The following is a 14,757-nucleotide window of genomic DNA, read 5'->3' as shown; positions in this document are numbered from 1 at the left end:
CCGTGCCCGCCCGCCGCTGTCGGGGGTTGTGAACTGCTCAGGGCTGCCTGCGCACAAGCACGTTCTACCGCCTATGAGTGAGTGTCCGGGCTGCTTCCCGCATGGCCTCATGGGTGTGAACGAAGGTTCCTCGGTCGAATGTGTGACCTTGGCCCGTGTGGGTCGTTGAGGAGCGTGGTGAGGGTTCGGCCTGTGCGGGGACGGCGGGGGTGATCGGGAATGGGTGGGCTGCGGGAGGTGGCGGCGCCGTTCGTCGCCGTCGGCCCGTCCGGTGTGGCGGTCCGTGACGTGGACCAACCCCGCAGTGCAGACCGTGCCGCTGGCCACGGTCCGCGCGGGCGGCCTGGTGGGGGTCGACACCAACGCCGACCACCTGGCCGCCTGGCGCCTGGACACCCACGGCAACCCCGTCGGCGCACCCAGACGGTTCGGCTACGACCTGTCGGGCAGCGCCGCCCACCACGACGCGCAGGTCCGGCATGCCCTGATCCGCCTGCTGCACTGGGCCCGCCGCCATGACCTCGCCCTCGCCGTCGAGGACCTCGACTTCACTGCGGAGACGACCCGCGAGAAACACGGCCGCCGCAAGCGGTTCCGCAGGCTGGTCTCCGGCATGCCCGTGGCCAGGCTGCGGGCCCGGCTGGTGTCGATGGCGGCGGAACTCGGCATCCCCGTCGTCGCCGTCGACCCCGCCTACACCAGCCGCTGGGGCGCCCAGCACTGGCAACAACCCCTCACCAGCAGGACAAGGAAGACCACCCGCCACGACGCGGCAGCCGTGGCGATCGGAAGGCGCGCCCTCGGGCACCCGGTCCGGCGACGGACGGCACCGCCCCCTGCTCACCGGAGTGATGAGCAGGGGCATCGGACCGTCCAGGCCCCACCGGGCATCCGAGGGTGTGAGGGACCCCGCCCCCGCGTTCCCGGACCACGGACACGATCCGTACGCGCCGGACGCGGAGTGAAAGCGGGCGACCAGGACACCCAACACCGTTCGGGGCGTCCGACTGAGCATGAGTCCTGGCAACAGGACCCACTCCCGCTCAGCATGTAGGAACGGTGTCAGTGCGGCCAGATCGGCGGGTCCGTCACGAAGTGGCCGCCCAGGTAGGCGTGTGCCTCATTGCCCTCCTGGAGTTCGCCCTGCTCGGCGATGAGCTTCTCGGCGTACGGCTCGGAGTCGTCCCGCGGCTCGTAGCCCAGGGCGCGGGCGGTGGTGAGGTCCCACCACAGGCGGGTGTTGGCGGAGGAGCCGTAGACCACGGTGTGGCCGACGTCCTCGGCGGTCAGGGCGGCGTGGAAGAGGCGGGCGCCGTCGGCCGGGCTCATCCACACCGAGAGCATGCGCACGCCGGTCGGCTCGGGGAAGCAGGAGCCGATCCGCACGGACACCGTCTCCAGGCCGTACTTGTCCCAGTAGAACTGGGCGAGGTCCTCGCCGAAGGACTTGGACAGGCCGTAGAAGGTGTCGGGGCGGCGGGGGGTGTCGATGGGGATCAGCGGGTCGCCGTCCCGCGGGCGGGGCGTGAAGCCGACGGCGTGGTTGGAGGAGGCGAACACGATGCGCGGGACGCCCTCCTGGCGGGCGGCCTCGTACAGGTTGTAGGTGCCCTCGATGTTGGCCCGGAGGATCTTCTCGAAGGGGGCTTCCAGGGAGATGCCCGCGAGGTGGATGATCGCGTCGACGCCCCGTACGGCCTCCCGCAGGGCCTCCTTGTCGGCGAGGTCGGCGGCGATCGCGTCCGGCTCGCCCTGGACGGGGAGCAGATCGAGCAGGCGCAGCTCGTAGCCGTATGCCGGGAGGAGCTCCCGCATCAGGGTGCCGACACCACCGGCGGCGCCGGTGAGCAGAACGGTGCGGGGAGCGGGCATCCTCGGATCTCCTTGCCTCGCCATTCGTGCATATGGGCGTCCGGTATTCACATGCGTGGACACGCTAGGGAGTGCGGTCCTGGTGCGTCAAGTGTGCCGCCGACGTGTACCGGACGGGTGAATCGGCTGGTGCGGCGCGTGTTGGTGACCTTGACCGGCCCGGCGGGGGCGCCCTAGCGTGACATGGTTCAGAAATGTAGACACTGATCAGTGGCATGGACCTGGGAGAGCCCGTGACGTCAGCCTCGCTCGCCGCTCGACTCCGTGTCCCCACCGGGCCGCTGTTCTTCCCCGTCACCGCGTACGGCCCGGACGGCCGGATCGACCTCGACGCCTGTCGCGCGCATGTGCGCCGGGGTGTCGAGGCCGGCGCCGCCGCCGTCTTCGCCTGTTGCGGGACGGGGGAGTTCCACGCGCTCACCCCCGAGGAGTTCCAGGAGTGCGTCCGGGCGGCGGTGACCGAGACCGCCGGGCGGGTGCCCGTCGTCGCCGGCACCGGCTACGGGACCGCGCTCGCCGAGCGCTACGCGCTGCTCGCCGCCGACGCCGGTGCCGACGGACTGCTCGCCCTGCCGCCCTACCTCGTCGCCGCCGCCCAGGAAGGACTCCTGCGGCACTACCGCCGGCTGGCCGTCGCGACCCCGCTCCCCGTGATCGTCTACCAGCGCGACAACGCCGTCCTCACCCCCGAGACGGTCGTCGAACTCGCCCGCACCGAGGGCGTCGTCGGGCTCAAGGACGGCGTCGGCGACCTCGACCTGATGCAGCGCATCGTGAGCACGGTGCGCGGCGAGGCACCGGGCGACTTCCTCTACTTCAACGGACTGCCGACCGCCGAACTGACCCAGCCCGCCTACCGCGGCGTCGGCGTCACCCTGTACTCGTCGGCCGTCTTCTGCTTCGCCCCGGAGATCGCCCAGGCCTTCCACCGGGCGCTCGATGCGGGCGACGACCAGACCGTGCGACGGCTTCTGGACGGTTTCTACCGCCCCTTCGTCGACCTGCGGGCCAAAGGACGCGGCTATGCCGTGTCACTGGTGAAGGCCGGGGTACGGCTACGGGGGCTGGACGTGGGAGAGGTGCGGCCGCCGCTGCACGAGCCGGCCGAGGAACACGTCAGACAGCTGGGCCAGTTGATCGAGCGCGGATACGCGCTGCTGCAGGAGTGCCGGGAGGGCAAGTGAAGGCGTCTACGTTCGTCTACCCGTGGGACGTCAACGGGGATCCGGCCGCCGCGGAGCGCATCGCGGACCTCGGTGTGCGGCAGGTGACGCTCGCCTCCGCCTACCACTCCACCCGCGCGCTCACCCCGCGCCACCCCCGGCACCGCGTCGTCACCGCCGAGCACGCGGCCGTGCTGTACCCGCCGGGCGAGCGCTGGCGGGGGCGGACCCTGCGGCCGTACCCGGCGGGGGAGTGGGCGCCCGGCGACGCGTTCGGGGAGGCCGCCGGGGCGCTGGACGCCGCCGGCCTCGAAGTGCATACATGGGTGGTCCTCGCTCACAACTCCCGGCTCGGCGCGGAACACCCGGAGACCTCCGTCGTCAACGCGTACGGTGACCGCTACCCGTGGGCGCCGTGCGTCGCCCAGCAGGAGACGCGCGAGTACCTCGTCGACCTGGCCGCGGAGGCCGCGGTACGGCCGGGCGCGCGTGGCACCGAACTGGAGTCCCTCGGCTGGTACGGCTTCCAGCACCTGCACGCCCACGACAAGACGGGCGGCGTCGCGCTCGGGGACGCCGGGCAGTACCTGATGGCGCTCTGCTTCTGCCCGACCTGCCGGGACGGGTACGCCGACGCCGGGCTGGACCCCGACGCGCTGGCCGCGGCCGTGCGGGACGCGCTGGAACCGCTGTGGCGGGGCGAGCCGGTCGACGAGGGCTGGCCGGCGGTGGAGAAGCTCCTCGGCGCGGAGTGGGCGGCCGGGACCCGGGTGTGGCGCGACGCCGTCGCCCGCTCCCTCCAGGAGGCCGCCGTCGCGGCGGTACGGGCCGCCGCGCCCGAGGGGTTCCAGGTGCTGCTGCACGCGGACCCCGTTACCTACCACTGCGGGGCGAACGCCGGCGTCGACCCCGCGCACATCCTGGGCGTGGCGGACGGCGTCGTCGTGCCGTGCGCGGGCGGACCGGGGCTGCTTCCGGCGTTCGCCGAGGCGCGCGCGGAAGCGGGCGCGGAGGGGGCGGTGCTGGCCGCCAACTTCGGCATCGTGGCCGGGATGGGCGGCAGCCCCGGAACCCTGGGCGCGGACGCCCGGCGGGCGGCCGAACTGGGGGCGACGGAGATCCGGCTCTACCACGCGGGCCTGGCGTCGGACCAGGACCTGACGGCGGTGAGGGAGGGGTTGACGGCGGTGCCGGGGGCCTAATAGCTCGGGCCCACCTCCCCATCGAATCGGCGATGAGTTCTCCCCACCGAGACGGTCTACCTAGAAAGGCATCCGCCCCCGACCGACCCCAAGGAGCCCCGGATGACCGTCGAAGACAGCGGCCCCCTCCCCACCCCCCTCGACCTCACCGCGCAGACCCGCGTCGTGGCCCGCCTCGCCCGGGCCGTGGGTGACGAGCGGCTCTCCGGCGCGACCCCCTGCCCCGCGTACGCCGTACGGCACCTCCTCGGGCATCTGCTCGGCCTCTCCGCCGCCTTCCGCGACGCCGCCCGCAAGGACCTGGGGCCCACGACGGACACCGACCCCGGCGCCTCCCTCCCCGACATCGGCCCCGACTGGCGCGAGGCCCTGCCCCGGACGCTCGGCGAACTCGCGGAGGCGTGGCGCGACCCGGCCGCCTGGACCGGTGACACCCGGGCGGGCGGCGTGCCGCTGCCGGGGGCCGTCGCCGGTGCCGTCGCCGTGAACGAACTCGTCGTGCACGGCTGGGACCTCGCCCGCGCCACCGGACAGGAGTACGAGCCGGACCCGGACGCCCTGGCCGCCTCCCACGACTTCCTCGCCGCGTCGGTCGGCGACCCGAGCCGGGACAGCATTTTCGGCCCCGTCGTGGCCGTCCCGGACGGCGCGCCCCTCCTCGACCGCGCCATCGGCCTCAGTGGACGCGACCCGAACTGGAAGGCGTAGGCGCTCCCCAGACAGAACACGCGAAATCCGGCGCGGGCCCCCGCCCGCGTCCGTACGCTCCCCCACATGCCCCTGAGCCTCACCGTCCTCGGTACCGCCTCTCCGCATCCCCGACCGGGCGTGCCCGCCTCCGGGTATCTGCTGCGGGGCGGGGGCGCGGAGATATGGGTGGACGCCGGATTCGGTACCTTCGCCGAGTTGCAGCGGCACACGGACCCCACGAGGCTCACGGCGATCTGGCTGTCCCATCTGCACGCCGACCACAGCGCCGATCTGCTCGCCGCCGCGTACGGCTTCGCGTACGGCGGCCTCGCCCTGCCCGCCCCGATCCCCGTCTACGCGCCCGACGGCTGCGCGCAGCGGGTCGCGGGCTTCTTCGGTCGGCCGGACACCGCCTTCCTGAGCAACGTGTTCGAGTTCCGCCCGCTGTACGACGGGCACACCGCCCGGCACTGGAACCTCACCCTCACCGCGCGTGCCGTCGTCCACGACACGGAGGCGTACGGGCTGCGCGCCGAGTGCCAGGGGCGGGTGTTCGCGTACTCCGGGGACAGCGGGCCGTGCGACGCGCTCACCCACCTCGCGGGCGGCGCCGACCTCTTCCTGTGCGAGGCGGACGTCACCGCGCATCGCGAAGGCGAACCCCGGGTGCATCTCACGCCGGAGGAGGCCGGAGCGTACGCCAAGGGAGCGAGCCGGCTGCTTGTCACCCATGTGGGACCCACGCTGACCAGGGAGGAAGCCACCGGACGCGCGGCCGTGGCCTTCGGCGGGCCCACCGAGAGCGCGCGTGAGGGCGACACCAGCCTCGTGTGACGGCAGCCACACATTCTTTTGCCGGAAGCATTGACGAAGCCCGAGACCCCTCCTACCTTCAACGCGTCGTACTTCGTACGTCATATATGAGACGCGATACGCGAGATCGGCTATGTGAGACGCCGGTTCCCTGCCCGGCGGCTCGCAAAGGGTCTCCGTGACATCGAGAGGCCGCGCATGACCTCTGTGCCCACGCCGATCCCGTCCCGCACGCAGTTCGTGCTGGAGGGGATCAAACACCGCATCCTCACCGGACAGTTGACGCCGGGTCAGGCCCTGGTCGAGACCGAGCTGGCCGCGCAGTACGGGGTGTCCAAGACGCCCGTGCGCGAGGCGCTGAAGACGCTGGCCGGCACCGGGCTCGTCGTGATGAGCCAGTACAAGGGCGTCACGGTGCGCATGGTGGACGCGGACATGGCGCGCGAGGTCTACGACGTACGGCTGCTCCTGGAGCCGGAGGCCCTGCGCCGCTCGGTGCGGCGCGGTGCCTCGTGGGACGCGGCGCGCGACGCGCTGACCCGGGCCGACGAGGCCACGGACACCGCCGAACGGTCCCTTGCGAACCGGGAGTTCCACCGCGCGCTCTATGTGCCCTGCGGCAACCCGCTGCTCGGCCGGATGCTCGACGAGGTGCGCGACCAGGCCGCCCTGGTCTCCGCCGTCGCCTGGGCCGCCGACCCCTCGTGGGAGCGGGAGGCCGCCGAGCACCGGGCGATCCTGCGGCTCGCCCTCGACGGCGACGCCGACGGCGCGGCCGCCGCCCTGCACGCGCACATCGCCTCGTTCGTCGAGCGGGCCTTCCCGCCGGCCCACGACGGCGACCAGGGCCCGCCCGTCGGCCCCCGGGGCGACCAGGGCACCCGGCACCGCACCGCCCCGTAGGCCCCCGAGTCCACGAGGCCCCGCAGTCGCGCAGGCGGGGGCCTCCGCAGTTCTCGCAGAGGAAGGTCATCCATGAGCAGTGTGACGTTCGAGACCCAACGGACGGCTCTGGCCGACGTGGTGGCGATCCCGGTGACTCCGTTCGCCGAGGACGGCACCGTCGACCAGGGCGCCCACCGGGCCCTGTTGCGTCGGCTGCTCGACGGCGGGATCACCACCCTCACGCCCAACGGCAACACCGGCGAGTTCTACGCCCTCGCCCCCGAGGAGCGGCGCCTGGTCACCGAGCTGACCATGGACGAGGTCGGCGACCGCGCCGTGGTCCTGGTCGGCGTCGGACACGACATCCCGACCGCGGTCGCCTCCGCCGAACACGCCCGCGCGGTCGGCGCCCAGATGGTGATGGTCCACCAGCCGGTCCACCCCTATGTCTCGCAGGGCGGCTGGGTCGACTACCACCGGGCCATCGCCGAGGCCGTGCCGGAGCTGGGCGTCGTGCCCTACATCCGCAGCGCCCGGCTGTCCGGCGACCGGCTCGCCGAACTCGCCGACGACTGCCCGAACGTGATCGGCGTGAAGTACGCGGTCCCGGACGCCGCGCGCTTCGCCGCCTTCGCCCGTGACGCCGGCCTGGACCGCTTCGTCTGGGTGGCCGGGCTCGCCGAGCCGTACGCGCCCTCGTACTTCTCGGCGGGCGCCACCGGCTTCACCTCGGGGCTCGTCAACGTCGCCCCGGCCGTCTCGCTGAACATGATCGAAGCGCTTCGATCGGGCGACTACCGGGCCGCCATGAAGGTCTGGGAGCAGATCCGCCGCTTCGAGGAACTGCGTGCCGCGAACGGCTCCGCCGACAACGTGACCGTGGTCAAGGAGGCCCTCGCCTCGCTCGGCCTGTGCCGTCGGGACGTCCGGGCGCCCAGCAGGCACCTGCCCGAGGACGAGCGGGCCGAGGTCGCCTCCATCGCCGCGGGGTGGTCGATATGACGAAGCCGGTCGATATGAAGAAGCCGGCCGGCATGAGGAAGCCGGAGGAACTCCGCAGCCATCAGTGGTACGGCAGCGGCGTCTCGTCGGGGCTGCGCGCCTTCAGCCACCGCGCCCGCACCCGCCAGCTCGGCTATCTGCCCGAGGAGCACCTGGGCAAGCCGGTCATCGCGATCCTGAACACCTGGTCGGACATCAACCCCTGCCACGTCCACCTGCGGGACCGCGCGCAGGCGGTCAAGCGGGGCGTGTGGCAGGCGGGCGGTTTCCCGCTGGAGTTCCCGGTCTCCACCCTCTCGGAGACCTTCCAGAAGCCGACCCCGATGCTCTACCGCAACATGCTCGCGATGGAGACCGAGGAGCTGCTCCGCTCGTACCCGGTCGACGGGGCCGTGCTGATGGGCGGCTGCGACAAGTCCACGCCCGCCCTCCTGATGGGCGCCGCCAGCGTCGACCTGCCGACGGTGTTCGTGCCCGCCGGGCCCATGCTGCCGGGGCACTGGCGCACCGAGGTCCTCGGCTCCGGCACCGACATGTGGAAGTACTGGGACGACCGGCGCGCCGGGCTCATCGGTGACTGCGAGATGACCGAACTGGAGTCCGGTCTCGCCCGTTCGCCCGGTCACTGCATGACGATGGGCACGGCCTCCACGCTCACCGCCGCCGCCGAGGCCCTCGGGGTCACGGTCCCCGGCGCGTCGAGCGTCCCGGCCGTCGACTCCGGGCACGACCGGATGGCGGCCGAGTCGGGGCTGCGGATCGTCGAGCTGGTCCACAAGGACCGCAAGCTGGGCGACATCCTCACCGCCGACGCCTTCGAGGACGCCGTCACCACCGTCCTCGGGCTCGGCGGCTCCACCAACGCGGTCATCCACCTCATCGCCATGGCCGGCCGCGCGGGCGTCAAGCTCACCCTGGACGACTTCGACCGCATCGCCCGCACGGTCCCGGTGCTGGCCGATGTCCGTCCCGGCGGCCAGACGTACCTGATGGAGGACTTCCACTTCGCGGGAGGTCTGCCCGGGTTCCTCTCCCGGATCACCGACCTGCTGCACCTGGACCGGCCGACCGTCTCCCACGACACGCTGCGCGAGCAGCTCGACGGCGCGCTCGTCCACAACGACGCCGTGATCCGCACCCGCGAGAACCCGGTCGCCGCCGAGGGCGGGGTCGCCGTCCTGCGCGGCAACCTCTGCCCCGACGGCGCGGTCATCAAGCACATCGCCGCCGAGCGGCACCTGCTCGAGCACACCGGGCCCGCGGTCGTCTTCGACGACTACCGGACCATGCAGCGCACGATCAACGACCCGTCGCTCGGCATCACCGCCGACAGCGTCCTCGTGCTGCGCAACTCCGGACCCAAGGGCGGCCCCGGCATGCCCGAGTACGGGATGCTGCCCATCCCCGACCACCTGCTGAAGCAGGGGGTACGGGACATGGTGCGGATCTCCGACGCCCGGATGAGCGGCACGAGTTACGGCGCCTGCGTGCTGCACGTCGCGCCGGAGTCGTACATCGGGGGCCCGCTCGCCCTGGTCCGCACCGGCGACCCGATCACCCTCGACGTCGAGGCGCGCACCCTCCATCTCCACGTGGACGACGAGGAGCTGGAGCGCCGCCGAGCGGAGTGGACCGAGCCCCCCACCCGCTACGAACGCGGCTACGGCGCCCTGTACAACGACCAGATCACCCAGGCCGACACCGGCTGCGACTTCGAGTTCCTGGCCAGACCGGGCAAGGTCCCGGACCCGTACGCGGGCTGAACACTCCGACGCCGGCGCCGCCACAAGGGGCGCGGGGAACTGCGCGACAAGCCCCCACGCACCCGCGGACGCCACTCCACAGCAAGCCGCACCCTCGTTCCGCGCACCACCCCCTCTGCCCAGCGAGAAAGCGCTTCCTGCGCCACGACGCGCAACGACGCACCCAGAAACGGAGTCCCAGTCATGGCCCAAGCCGCAGCCGTGGCGAAACCGCCCACGCCACCCCGGCGGAGCCGTGCGCGCCGTGCCTCCGCGACCCCGCGCGGGCTGCCCTATCTGCTGATCGCCCCGGCCGCCCTGCTCATGCTGGGCTTCATCGCGTACCCGGTCGTCAGCGTCTTCTCCTACAGCCTGCGGCACTACAACCCCACCAAGCCCTGGCGGAACGGCTTCGCCGGCTTCGACAACTTCGTCCACGCCTTCACCGAGGACCCGCTGTTCTGGGACACCCTCGTCTTCAGCGCCAAGTGGGTGGTCGTCGAGGTCGGGCTCCAGTTGCTGTTCGGTCTCGCGCTGGCGCTGATCGTCAACCAGACGTTCGTCGGCCGGGCCCTCGGCCGCGCCCTCGTCTTCTCGCCGTGGGCCGTCTCCGGCGTCCTCACCTCCGCGATCTGGGTGCTCCTCTACAACTCCCAGACGGGCATCACCCGTTACCTCGCGGACATCGGCATCGGCGAGTACGGCACCAGCTGGCTCTCCGACACCTCCACCGTCTTCCCGGCGGCGGTCGTCGCCGACCTGTGGCGCGGTGTCCCCTTCTTCGCGATCCTCATCCTCGCCGACCTCCAGTCCGTCTCGAAGGACCTCTACGAGGCCGCCGAGGTCGACGGCGCGAGCCGTGTCCGGCAGTTCCTCCACATCACGCTGCCGCACCTGAAGGACGCGATCATCCTGGCCACGCTGCTGCGCGCGGTGTGGGAGTTCAACAACGTCGACCTCCTCTACACCCTGACCGGCGGCGGACCCGCGGGGGAGACCACCACCCTCCCGCTGTACATCGCCAACACCTCGGTCGACGCCCACAACTTCGGCTACGCCTCCGCCCTGACCACGGTCGCGTTCGTGATCCTGCTCTTCTGCTCGATGGTCTATCTGCGGCTGAGCAAGTTCGGAGGCGAGTCCAAGTGATCACCAAGGACGCCGAGAAGGTCGCTTCGATGGCGCCCGCGCCGGTGGCCGAGGAGCCCCCGCGGCGGCCCCGCGAGCAGCACCGCGCCTGGGACGAGGTGCCCAGCTGGCAGATCTACCTGCCCCTGTCGATCTACCTCGTGTTCACCCTCGTCCCCTTCTACTGGATCCTGCTGTTCGCGCTCCGCAAGCCCGGCTCGACCTCGCTCGTGCCGTGGCCCCTCACGTTCGAGCACTTCGAGAAGGTGTGGAACGAGCGCAGCTTCGGCACCTACTTCCAGAACAGCGTGCTCGTCGGGGTCGTCACCCTGCTGATGACCACGCTCGTCGCCCTCGCCGGCGGCTACGCCCTCGCCCGCTTCGACTTCAGGATCAAGCGCGGCTTCATGCTGGCGCTGCTGTGCTCCCAGTTCGTCCCGGGCGCGCTGCTCCTCGTACCGCTGTTCCAGATCTTCGCCGAGCTGCGGATGATCAACTGGCTCGGCAGTGTCATCCTCGCCGAGACGGTCTTCCAGCTGCCGCTGTCGATCATCCTGATCAGCAACTTCATCAAGAACGTGCCGTATTCGCTGGAGGAGGCGGCCTGGGTCGACGGCTGCAACCGGTTCACCGCGTTCCGGGTGGTGGTGCTGCCTCTGCTGCGGCCCGGTCTGGTCGCCGTCGGCTCCTTCGCCTTCGTGCACTCCTGGAACCACTTCCTGTTCGCGCTGATGTTCCTCAGCGACCAGGAGAAGCAGACCGTCCCGGTCGGACTGAACACCCTGCTCAGCGCCGACAGCGTCGACCTGGGCGCGCTCGCCGCGGGCGGCATCATCGCCGCCGTCCCGGTCGTCATCGTCTTCGCCTTCATCCAGAAGTGGCTGATCACCGGCTTCAGCGCGGGGGCGGTGAAGGGATGAGCAACCACAGGACAGGAGAGGTCTCTCCCTCGTGGCGCTCGCCGGTATGCGGGATTCCACCGCCGGCGCCGCCCATGTCTTCACCGTGCGCGACGCGCACAGCTCCGGCAGCGAGCGCGATCGCACGGCCGACGTCGGCTGGACGCCTACGCTGCACCAGAAGATCGACAGCGCTGAGGGCCGACCGAGAGGCGGCGCGCGGCGCGGGCGCAGGGAGGCTCTGATGAACCGCACCACCGCACACGACACCCCGGTCCCGCTCGTCCTCGCGGGCGCCCGCGGCCACGGACGCTGGCACCTGGAGAACATCAGCCGCCTGGCGGACAAGGGGATCGTCCGCCTCGCCGGCGTCTGCGAGCTGACCCCGCTCGCCGCGGACGAGATCCCGGACGGCCTCGGCACCCCCGAGCAGTCCGCCGACTTCGGCGCGCTCCTCGACTCCACCGGCGCCGCCATCGCCGTGATCTGCACCCCGATCCCGACCCACACCGACCTGGCGCTGGCGGCGGCCGAGCGGGGCGTGCACGTCCTGCTGGAGAAGCCCCCGGCCCCGTCGTACGCCGAGTTCCGCAGGATGGCGGACGGGGTGGCCGCCGCCGGGGTCGTCTGCCAGATCGGCTTCCAGTCGCTGGGCTCGCACGCTGTGCCCGCGATCCGGAAGATGATCGCGGACGGACTGATCGGCGAGGTCACCGGTATCGGCGGCGCCGGCGCCTGGGCCCGCGCCGAGGCGTACTACCGGCGCGCGCCCTGGGCGGGCAAGCGCCGCCTGAACGGTGTCGACGTGATCGACGGGGCGCTCACCAACCCCCTCGCACACGCCGTCGCCACCGGCCTCGCCCTCGGTGACGCGGGCCGCGCCGAGGACGTCGCCGCCATCGAGACCGAGCTGCTGCGGGCCAACGACATCGAGTCCGACGACACCTCCTGCGTGCGGATCACCACCGCCCGCGGCGGCCGGATCACCGTCGCGGCAACGCTGTGCGCGGAGAACCCCGACGAGCCGTACAACGTGGTCCACGGCACCAGCGGCCGGATCACCTTCTGGTACAAGCAGGACCGCGTGCTCGTCCAGCGGGCCGGACACGGCCCCGAGGAGATCGAGTACGGGCGCACCGACCTGCTGGAGAACCTGGTCGACCATCTCGTCGACGGCGCCGACCTCTTGGTCCCGCCGGACACCACCGGCGCGTTCATGAAGGTCGTCGAGGCGATCCGCACCGCCCCCGACCCCCGCGCGCTCCCGGCCGACGCCTGGCACCGGCTGCCCGAGGAGGACCGCCGGGTCGTCGACGGCATCGACGCCCTGGTCACGGCCGTCGCCGACGACCTCGCCCTCTACTCCGAACTGGGCGCCCCCTGGACGCTCCCCGAGCCACCGGCGAACGGGTGAGTACCTGATGACGACCGACGAGTCCCTCGTCCTGCGGGTGGCGGGGCGCCCGGTGGGCCGGTACCACGCCCGGCCCGAGGTGCCGGCCCGCCTCTCGCCCCGCCCCCACCTCCACCCCAACGTCGCCGAGCGGGAGCGGGACGCGGCAACTCCACGCCCGGCGCCCGAGGGGCGGGCCAGGCTGCGCATCGAGACGCGCGCCGGGGCACGCTGCCACTTCTCCTACGACGTGGGGGAGGGACGGCACTGCTCCGGACAGGTCTTCGCCGCCACGCCCTGGCGCTGGGTCGGCGCCCTGCTCGGCCTCTTCGCGGTCGCGCCCACCGGCGGGGGACACGCCGGGGCGGCCGCCCTCACCACCTTCAGGATCACCCCCTCCTCGTAACGCGCACGCCTGTTGGGAGCCGCAATGACGCACCTCCGCAGCAAGCGCTTGCCGACCTGGTCCTGAACCACGCCCCGGCGGCAGCACCAGACCCCCACCACTTCATAGCCCTCGTTGGATCCAGGAAAGAGAGCCGTTCAATGAAGATCAGCAATCACAGAAGCAGGCGCGCCGCCCTGGCCGTCGCCCTCGGATCCGTCCTCGCCCTGACCGCCACCGCCTGCGGTGACGACGGCAGCGGGACCGGCGGCGACAAGGGCTCCGAGGGCAGCGGCAAGGGCGAGATCGTCTTCTGGGACAACAACGGCGGTGTCCGCACCGACATCTGGAAGGAGATCATCGCCGACTTCCAGAAGGCCCACCCGGACATCAAGGTCGAGTACGTCGGCATCGCGGCCACCGAGTACCAGTCGAAGGTCGACACCGCCATCCAGGGCGGCGGTCTGCCGGACGTGGGCGGTGTGGGTGCTGCCATGGCCGCCGGGTTCGCCGCGCAGGGCGCGCTGGAACCGCTGGACGGACGGCTCTCCAAGTCCTCCCTGAACGGCAAGCTCAACGAGGCGATGGTCGAGTCGCTGAAGTCGGCGGGCGGCGGCGAGGCCCTGTACTCGATCCCGACCTCCGCGAACAACGGCGTCCTCTACTACCGCACCGACCTGTTCGAGGCGGCCGGCCTCGACGAGCCGACCACCTGGGACACGTTCTACAAGGCCGCCGAGAAGCTCACGGACAAGGACGGGAACAAGTTCGGCTACACCATCCGCGGTGGCGCCGGCTCCATCGCCCAGGCGCTGGACGCGATGTACGGGCAGTCCGGCATCACCTCGTTCTGGGACTCCAGCGGTGACAGGACCACCGTGAACGACCCGAAGAACGTGGCGGCGCTGGAGAAGTACGTCGGCCTCTACAAGAAGGTCACGCCCGCGGCCGACCTCAACAACGACTTCACCAAGATGGTCGCGCAGTTCGACTCCGGCTCGATCGGCATGCTCAACCACAACCTGGGCTCCTACCAGGACCATGTGAAGGCGTTAGGCGACAAGTTCCGGGGCATCCCGCAGCCGACCGGCCCCGGCGGCAAGCGGGTCCAGGTCTCCAACCCGGTCGACGGGCTCGGCATGTTCAAGAGCTCGAAGCACAAGGAGGCCGCCTGGAAGTTCATCGAGTTCGCCGTGTCGCACGAGGAGAACTCGAAGTTCAACGAGTCGGCGGGCCAGGTGCCGGCGAACAACGACGCGGCGAAGGACGAGTGGATCCAGCAGGCCGAGCCGACGAAGCTGGCCGCCGCCGCGCTGACCGACGGGTCGACCTCGATCGTGCAGCTGCCGTACTACCTGCCGGACTGGAACACGATCTCGAAGGCCGACAACGAGCCGGCCTTCCAGAAGGTGATGGACGGGCAGACCAGCGCGAAGGAGTTCCTCGACTCGCTGGCCGACCAGCTGAACAAGGCGCAGGCCGAGTGGAACGAGCAGAAGGGCTGACAGCCCGCGGGCAGCACGACGATCGGGGCGACGACGGACTGAGCCGGACTTTCGCGAACGTTCGGGATCGCGCGGCAA

At 71.5% G+C, this 14,757-nt stretch carries 12 protein-coding genes and 3 pseudogenes; 14 read left to right on the top strand and 1 reads right to left on the bottom strand.

Annotation, left to right across the window (positions count from 1 at the left end):
• Positions 1–289: 289 nt before the first annotated feature.
• Positions 290–1,054: pseudogene (locus ACZ4Z3_RS04535) on the top strand (IS200/IS605 family accessory protein TnpB-related protein); the annotation flags it as partial.
• Positions 1,055–1,062: 8 nt separating this feature from the next.
• Here the strand turns inward: ACZ4Z3_RS04535 and ACZ4Z3_RS04530 are convergent.
• A complete protein-coding gene (locus ACZ4Z3_RS04530) occupies positions 1,063–1,872 on the bottom strand; it encodes an NAD-dependent epimerase/dehydratase family protein (RefSeq protein WP_468499638.1) in 810 nt (269 codons plus the stop codon).
• Between the two features lie 215 nt (positions 1,873–2,087).
• On the opposite strand from ACZ4Z3_RS04530, the gene ACZ4Z3_RS04525 reads away from it, so the two are divergent.
• From ACZ4Z3_RS04525 to ACZ4Z3_RS04465, 13 genes and pseudogenes are all read left to right on the top strand, one after another.
• Complete coding sequence (locus ACZ4Z3_RS04525) at positions 2,088–3,056, top strand: 5-dehydro-4-deoxyglucarate dehydratase (RefSeq protein ID WP_468499637.1); 969 nt, start codon at positions 2,088–2,090, stop codon at positions 3,054–3,056.
• Positions 3,053–4,237 (top strand): hypothetical protein, encoded by a 1,185-nt coding sequence (locus tag ACZ4Z3_RS04520; RefSeq protein ID WP_468499636.1) that lies wholly within the window; start codon positions 3,053–3,055, stop codon positions 4,235–4,237. Before ACZ4Z3_RS04525 ends, ACZ4Z3_RS04520 begins: the two co-directional genes overlap by 4 nt.
• Positions 4,238–4,339: 102 nt before the next feature.
• A complete protein-coding gene (locus ACZ4Z3_RS04515) occupies positions 4,340–4,945 on the top strand; it encodes a TIGR03086 family metal-binding protein (protein WP_468499635.1) in 606 nt (201 codons plus the stop codon).
• A gap of 66 nt (positions 4,946–5,011) precedes the next feature.
• The gene (locus ACZ4Z3_RS04510; protein WP_468499634.1) at positions 5,012–5,761 is read left to right on the top strand and encodes an MBL fold metallo-hydrolase; all 750 of its coding nucleotides are present in this window, start codon (positions 5,012–5,014) and stop codon (positions 5,759–5,761) included.
• A gap of 177 nt (positions 5,762–5,938) precedes the next feature.
• Complete coding sequence (locus ACZ4Z3_RS04505; RefSeq protein WP_468499633.1) at positions 5,939–6,643, top strand: GntR family transcriptional regulator; 705 nt, start codon at positions 5,939–5,941, stop codon at positions 6,641–6,643.
• Positions 6,644–6,715: 72 nt separating this feature from the next.
• Positions 6,716–7,627: a dihydrodipicolinate synthase family protein gene (locus ACZ4Z3_RS04500; RefSeq protein WP_468499632.1), complete on the top strand. Its 912-nt coding sequence runs from the start codon at positions 6,716–6,718 to the stop codon at positions 7,625–7,627.
• The gene (araD, locus tag ACZ4Z3_RS04495; protein ID WP_468499631.1) at positions 7,624–9,390 is read left to right on the top strand and encodes an L-arabinonate dehydratase; all 1,767 of its coding nucleotides are present in this window, start codon (positions 7,624–7,626) and stop codon (positions 9,388–9,390) included. The genes ACZ4Z3_RS04500 and araD overlap by 4 nt, the downstream gene beginning before the upstream one ends.
• Before the next feature lie 183 nt (positions 9,391–9,573).
• On the top strand, positions 9,574–10,518 hold the full coding sequence (locus tag ACZ4Z3_RS04490) for a carbohydrate ABC transporter permease (protein WP_468499630.1): 945 nt from the start codon (positions 9,574–9,576) through the stop codon (positions 10,516–10,518).
• Positions 10,515–11,417 (top strand): carbohydrate ABC transporter permease, encoded by a 903-nt coding sequence (locus ACZ4Z3_RS04485; protein ID WP_468499629.1) that lies wholly within the window; start codon positions 10,515–10,517, stop codon positions 11,415–11,417. Before ACZ4Z3_RS04490 ends, ACZ4Z3_RS04485 begins: the two co-directional genes overlap by 4 nt.
• Before the next feature lie 223 nt (positions 11,418–11,640).
• Positions 11,641–12,810, top strand: a complete 1,170-nt coding sequence (locus ACZ4Z3_RS04480; RefSeq protein ID WP_468500193.1) for a Gfo/Idh/MocA family protein — start codon at positions 11,641–11,643, stop codon at positions 12,808–12,810.
• A gap of 7 nt (positions 12,811–12,817) precedes the next feature.
• Positions 12,818–12,928 (top strand): annotated as a pseudogene (locus tag ACZ4Z3_RS04475) (oxidoreductase); the annotation flags it as partial.
• Between the two features lie 3 nt (positions 12,929–12,931).
• Positions 12,932–13,195: pseudogene (locus ACZ4Z3_RS04470) on the top strand (glycoside hydrolase); the annotation flags it as partial.
• 140 nt (positions 13,196–13,335) lie between these two features.
• A complete protein-coding gene (locus tag ACZ4Z3_RS04465) occupies positions 13,336–14,679 on the top strand; it encodes an ABC transporter substrate-binding protein (protein WP_468499628.1) in 1,344 nt (447 codons plus the stop codon).
• Positions 14,680–14,757: the final 78 nt, after the last annotated feature.

The sequence above is a fragment of the Streptomyces sp. NPDC030296 genome, assembly GCF_055572815.1.
Note: the sequence above shows the minus strand (reverse complement) of the source record. Positions and strands in the feature narration are given on the sequence as shown.

What these genes read in the sequence shown, in the direction of transcription:
- ACZ4Z3_RS04480 (WP_468500193.1), top strand. Translation starts at nt 11,641, where the DNA reads ATGAACCGCACCACCGCACACGACACCCCGGTCCCGCTCGTCCTCGCG.
- ACZ4Z3_RS04530 (WP_468499638.1), bottom strand. Translation starts at nt 1,872, where the DNA reads ATGCCCGCTCCCCGCACCGTTCTGCTCACCGGCGCCGCCGGTGGTGTC.
- araD (WP_468499631.1), top strand. Translation starts at nt 7,624, where the DNA reads ATGACGAAGCCGGTCGATATGAAGAAGCCGGCCGGCATGAGGAAGCCG.
- ACZ4Z3_RS04525 (WP_468499637.1), top strand. Translation starts at nt 2,088, where the DNA reads ATGGACCTGGGAGAGCCCGTGACGTCAGCCTCGCTCGCCGCTCGACTC.
- ACZ4Z3_RS04490 (WP_468499630.1), top strand. Translation starts at nt 9,574, where the DNA reads ATGGCCCAAGCCGCAGCCGTGGCGAAACCGCCCACGCCACCCCGGCGG.
- ACZ4Z3_RS04505 (WP_468499633.1), top strand. Translation starts at nt 5,939, where the DNA reads ATGACCTCTGTGCCCACGCCGATCCCGTCCCGCACGCAGTTCGTGCTG.
- ACZ4Z3_RS04515 (WP_468499635.1), top strand. Translation starts at nt 4,340, where the DNA reads ATGACCGTCGAAGACAGCGGCCCCCTCCCCACCCCCCTCGACCTCACC.
- ACZ4Z3_RS04465 (WP_468499628.1), top strand. Translation starts at nt 13,336, where the DNA reads ATGAAGATCAGCAATCACAGAAGCAGGCGCGCCGCCCTGGCCGTCGCC.
- ACZ4Z3_RS04500 (WP_468499632.1), top strand. Translation starts at nt 6,716, where the DNA reads ATGAGCAGTGTGACGTTCGAGACCCAACGGACGGCTCTGGCCGACGTG.
- ACZ4Z3_RS04510 (WP_468499634.1), top strand. Translation starts at nt 5,012, where the DNA reads ATGCCCCTGAGCCTCACCGTCCTCGGTACCGCCTCTCCGCATCCCCGA.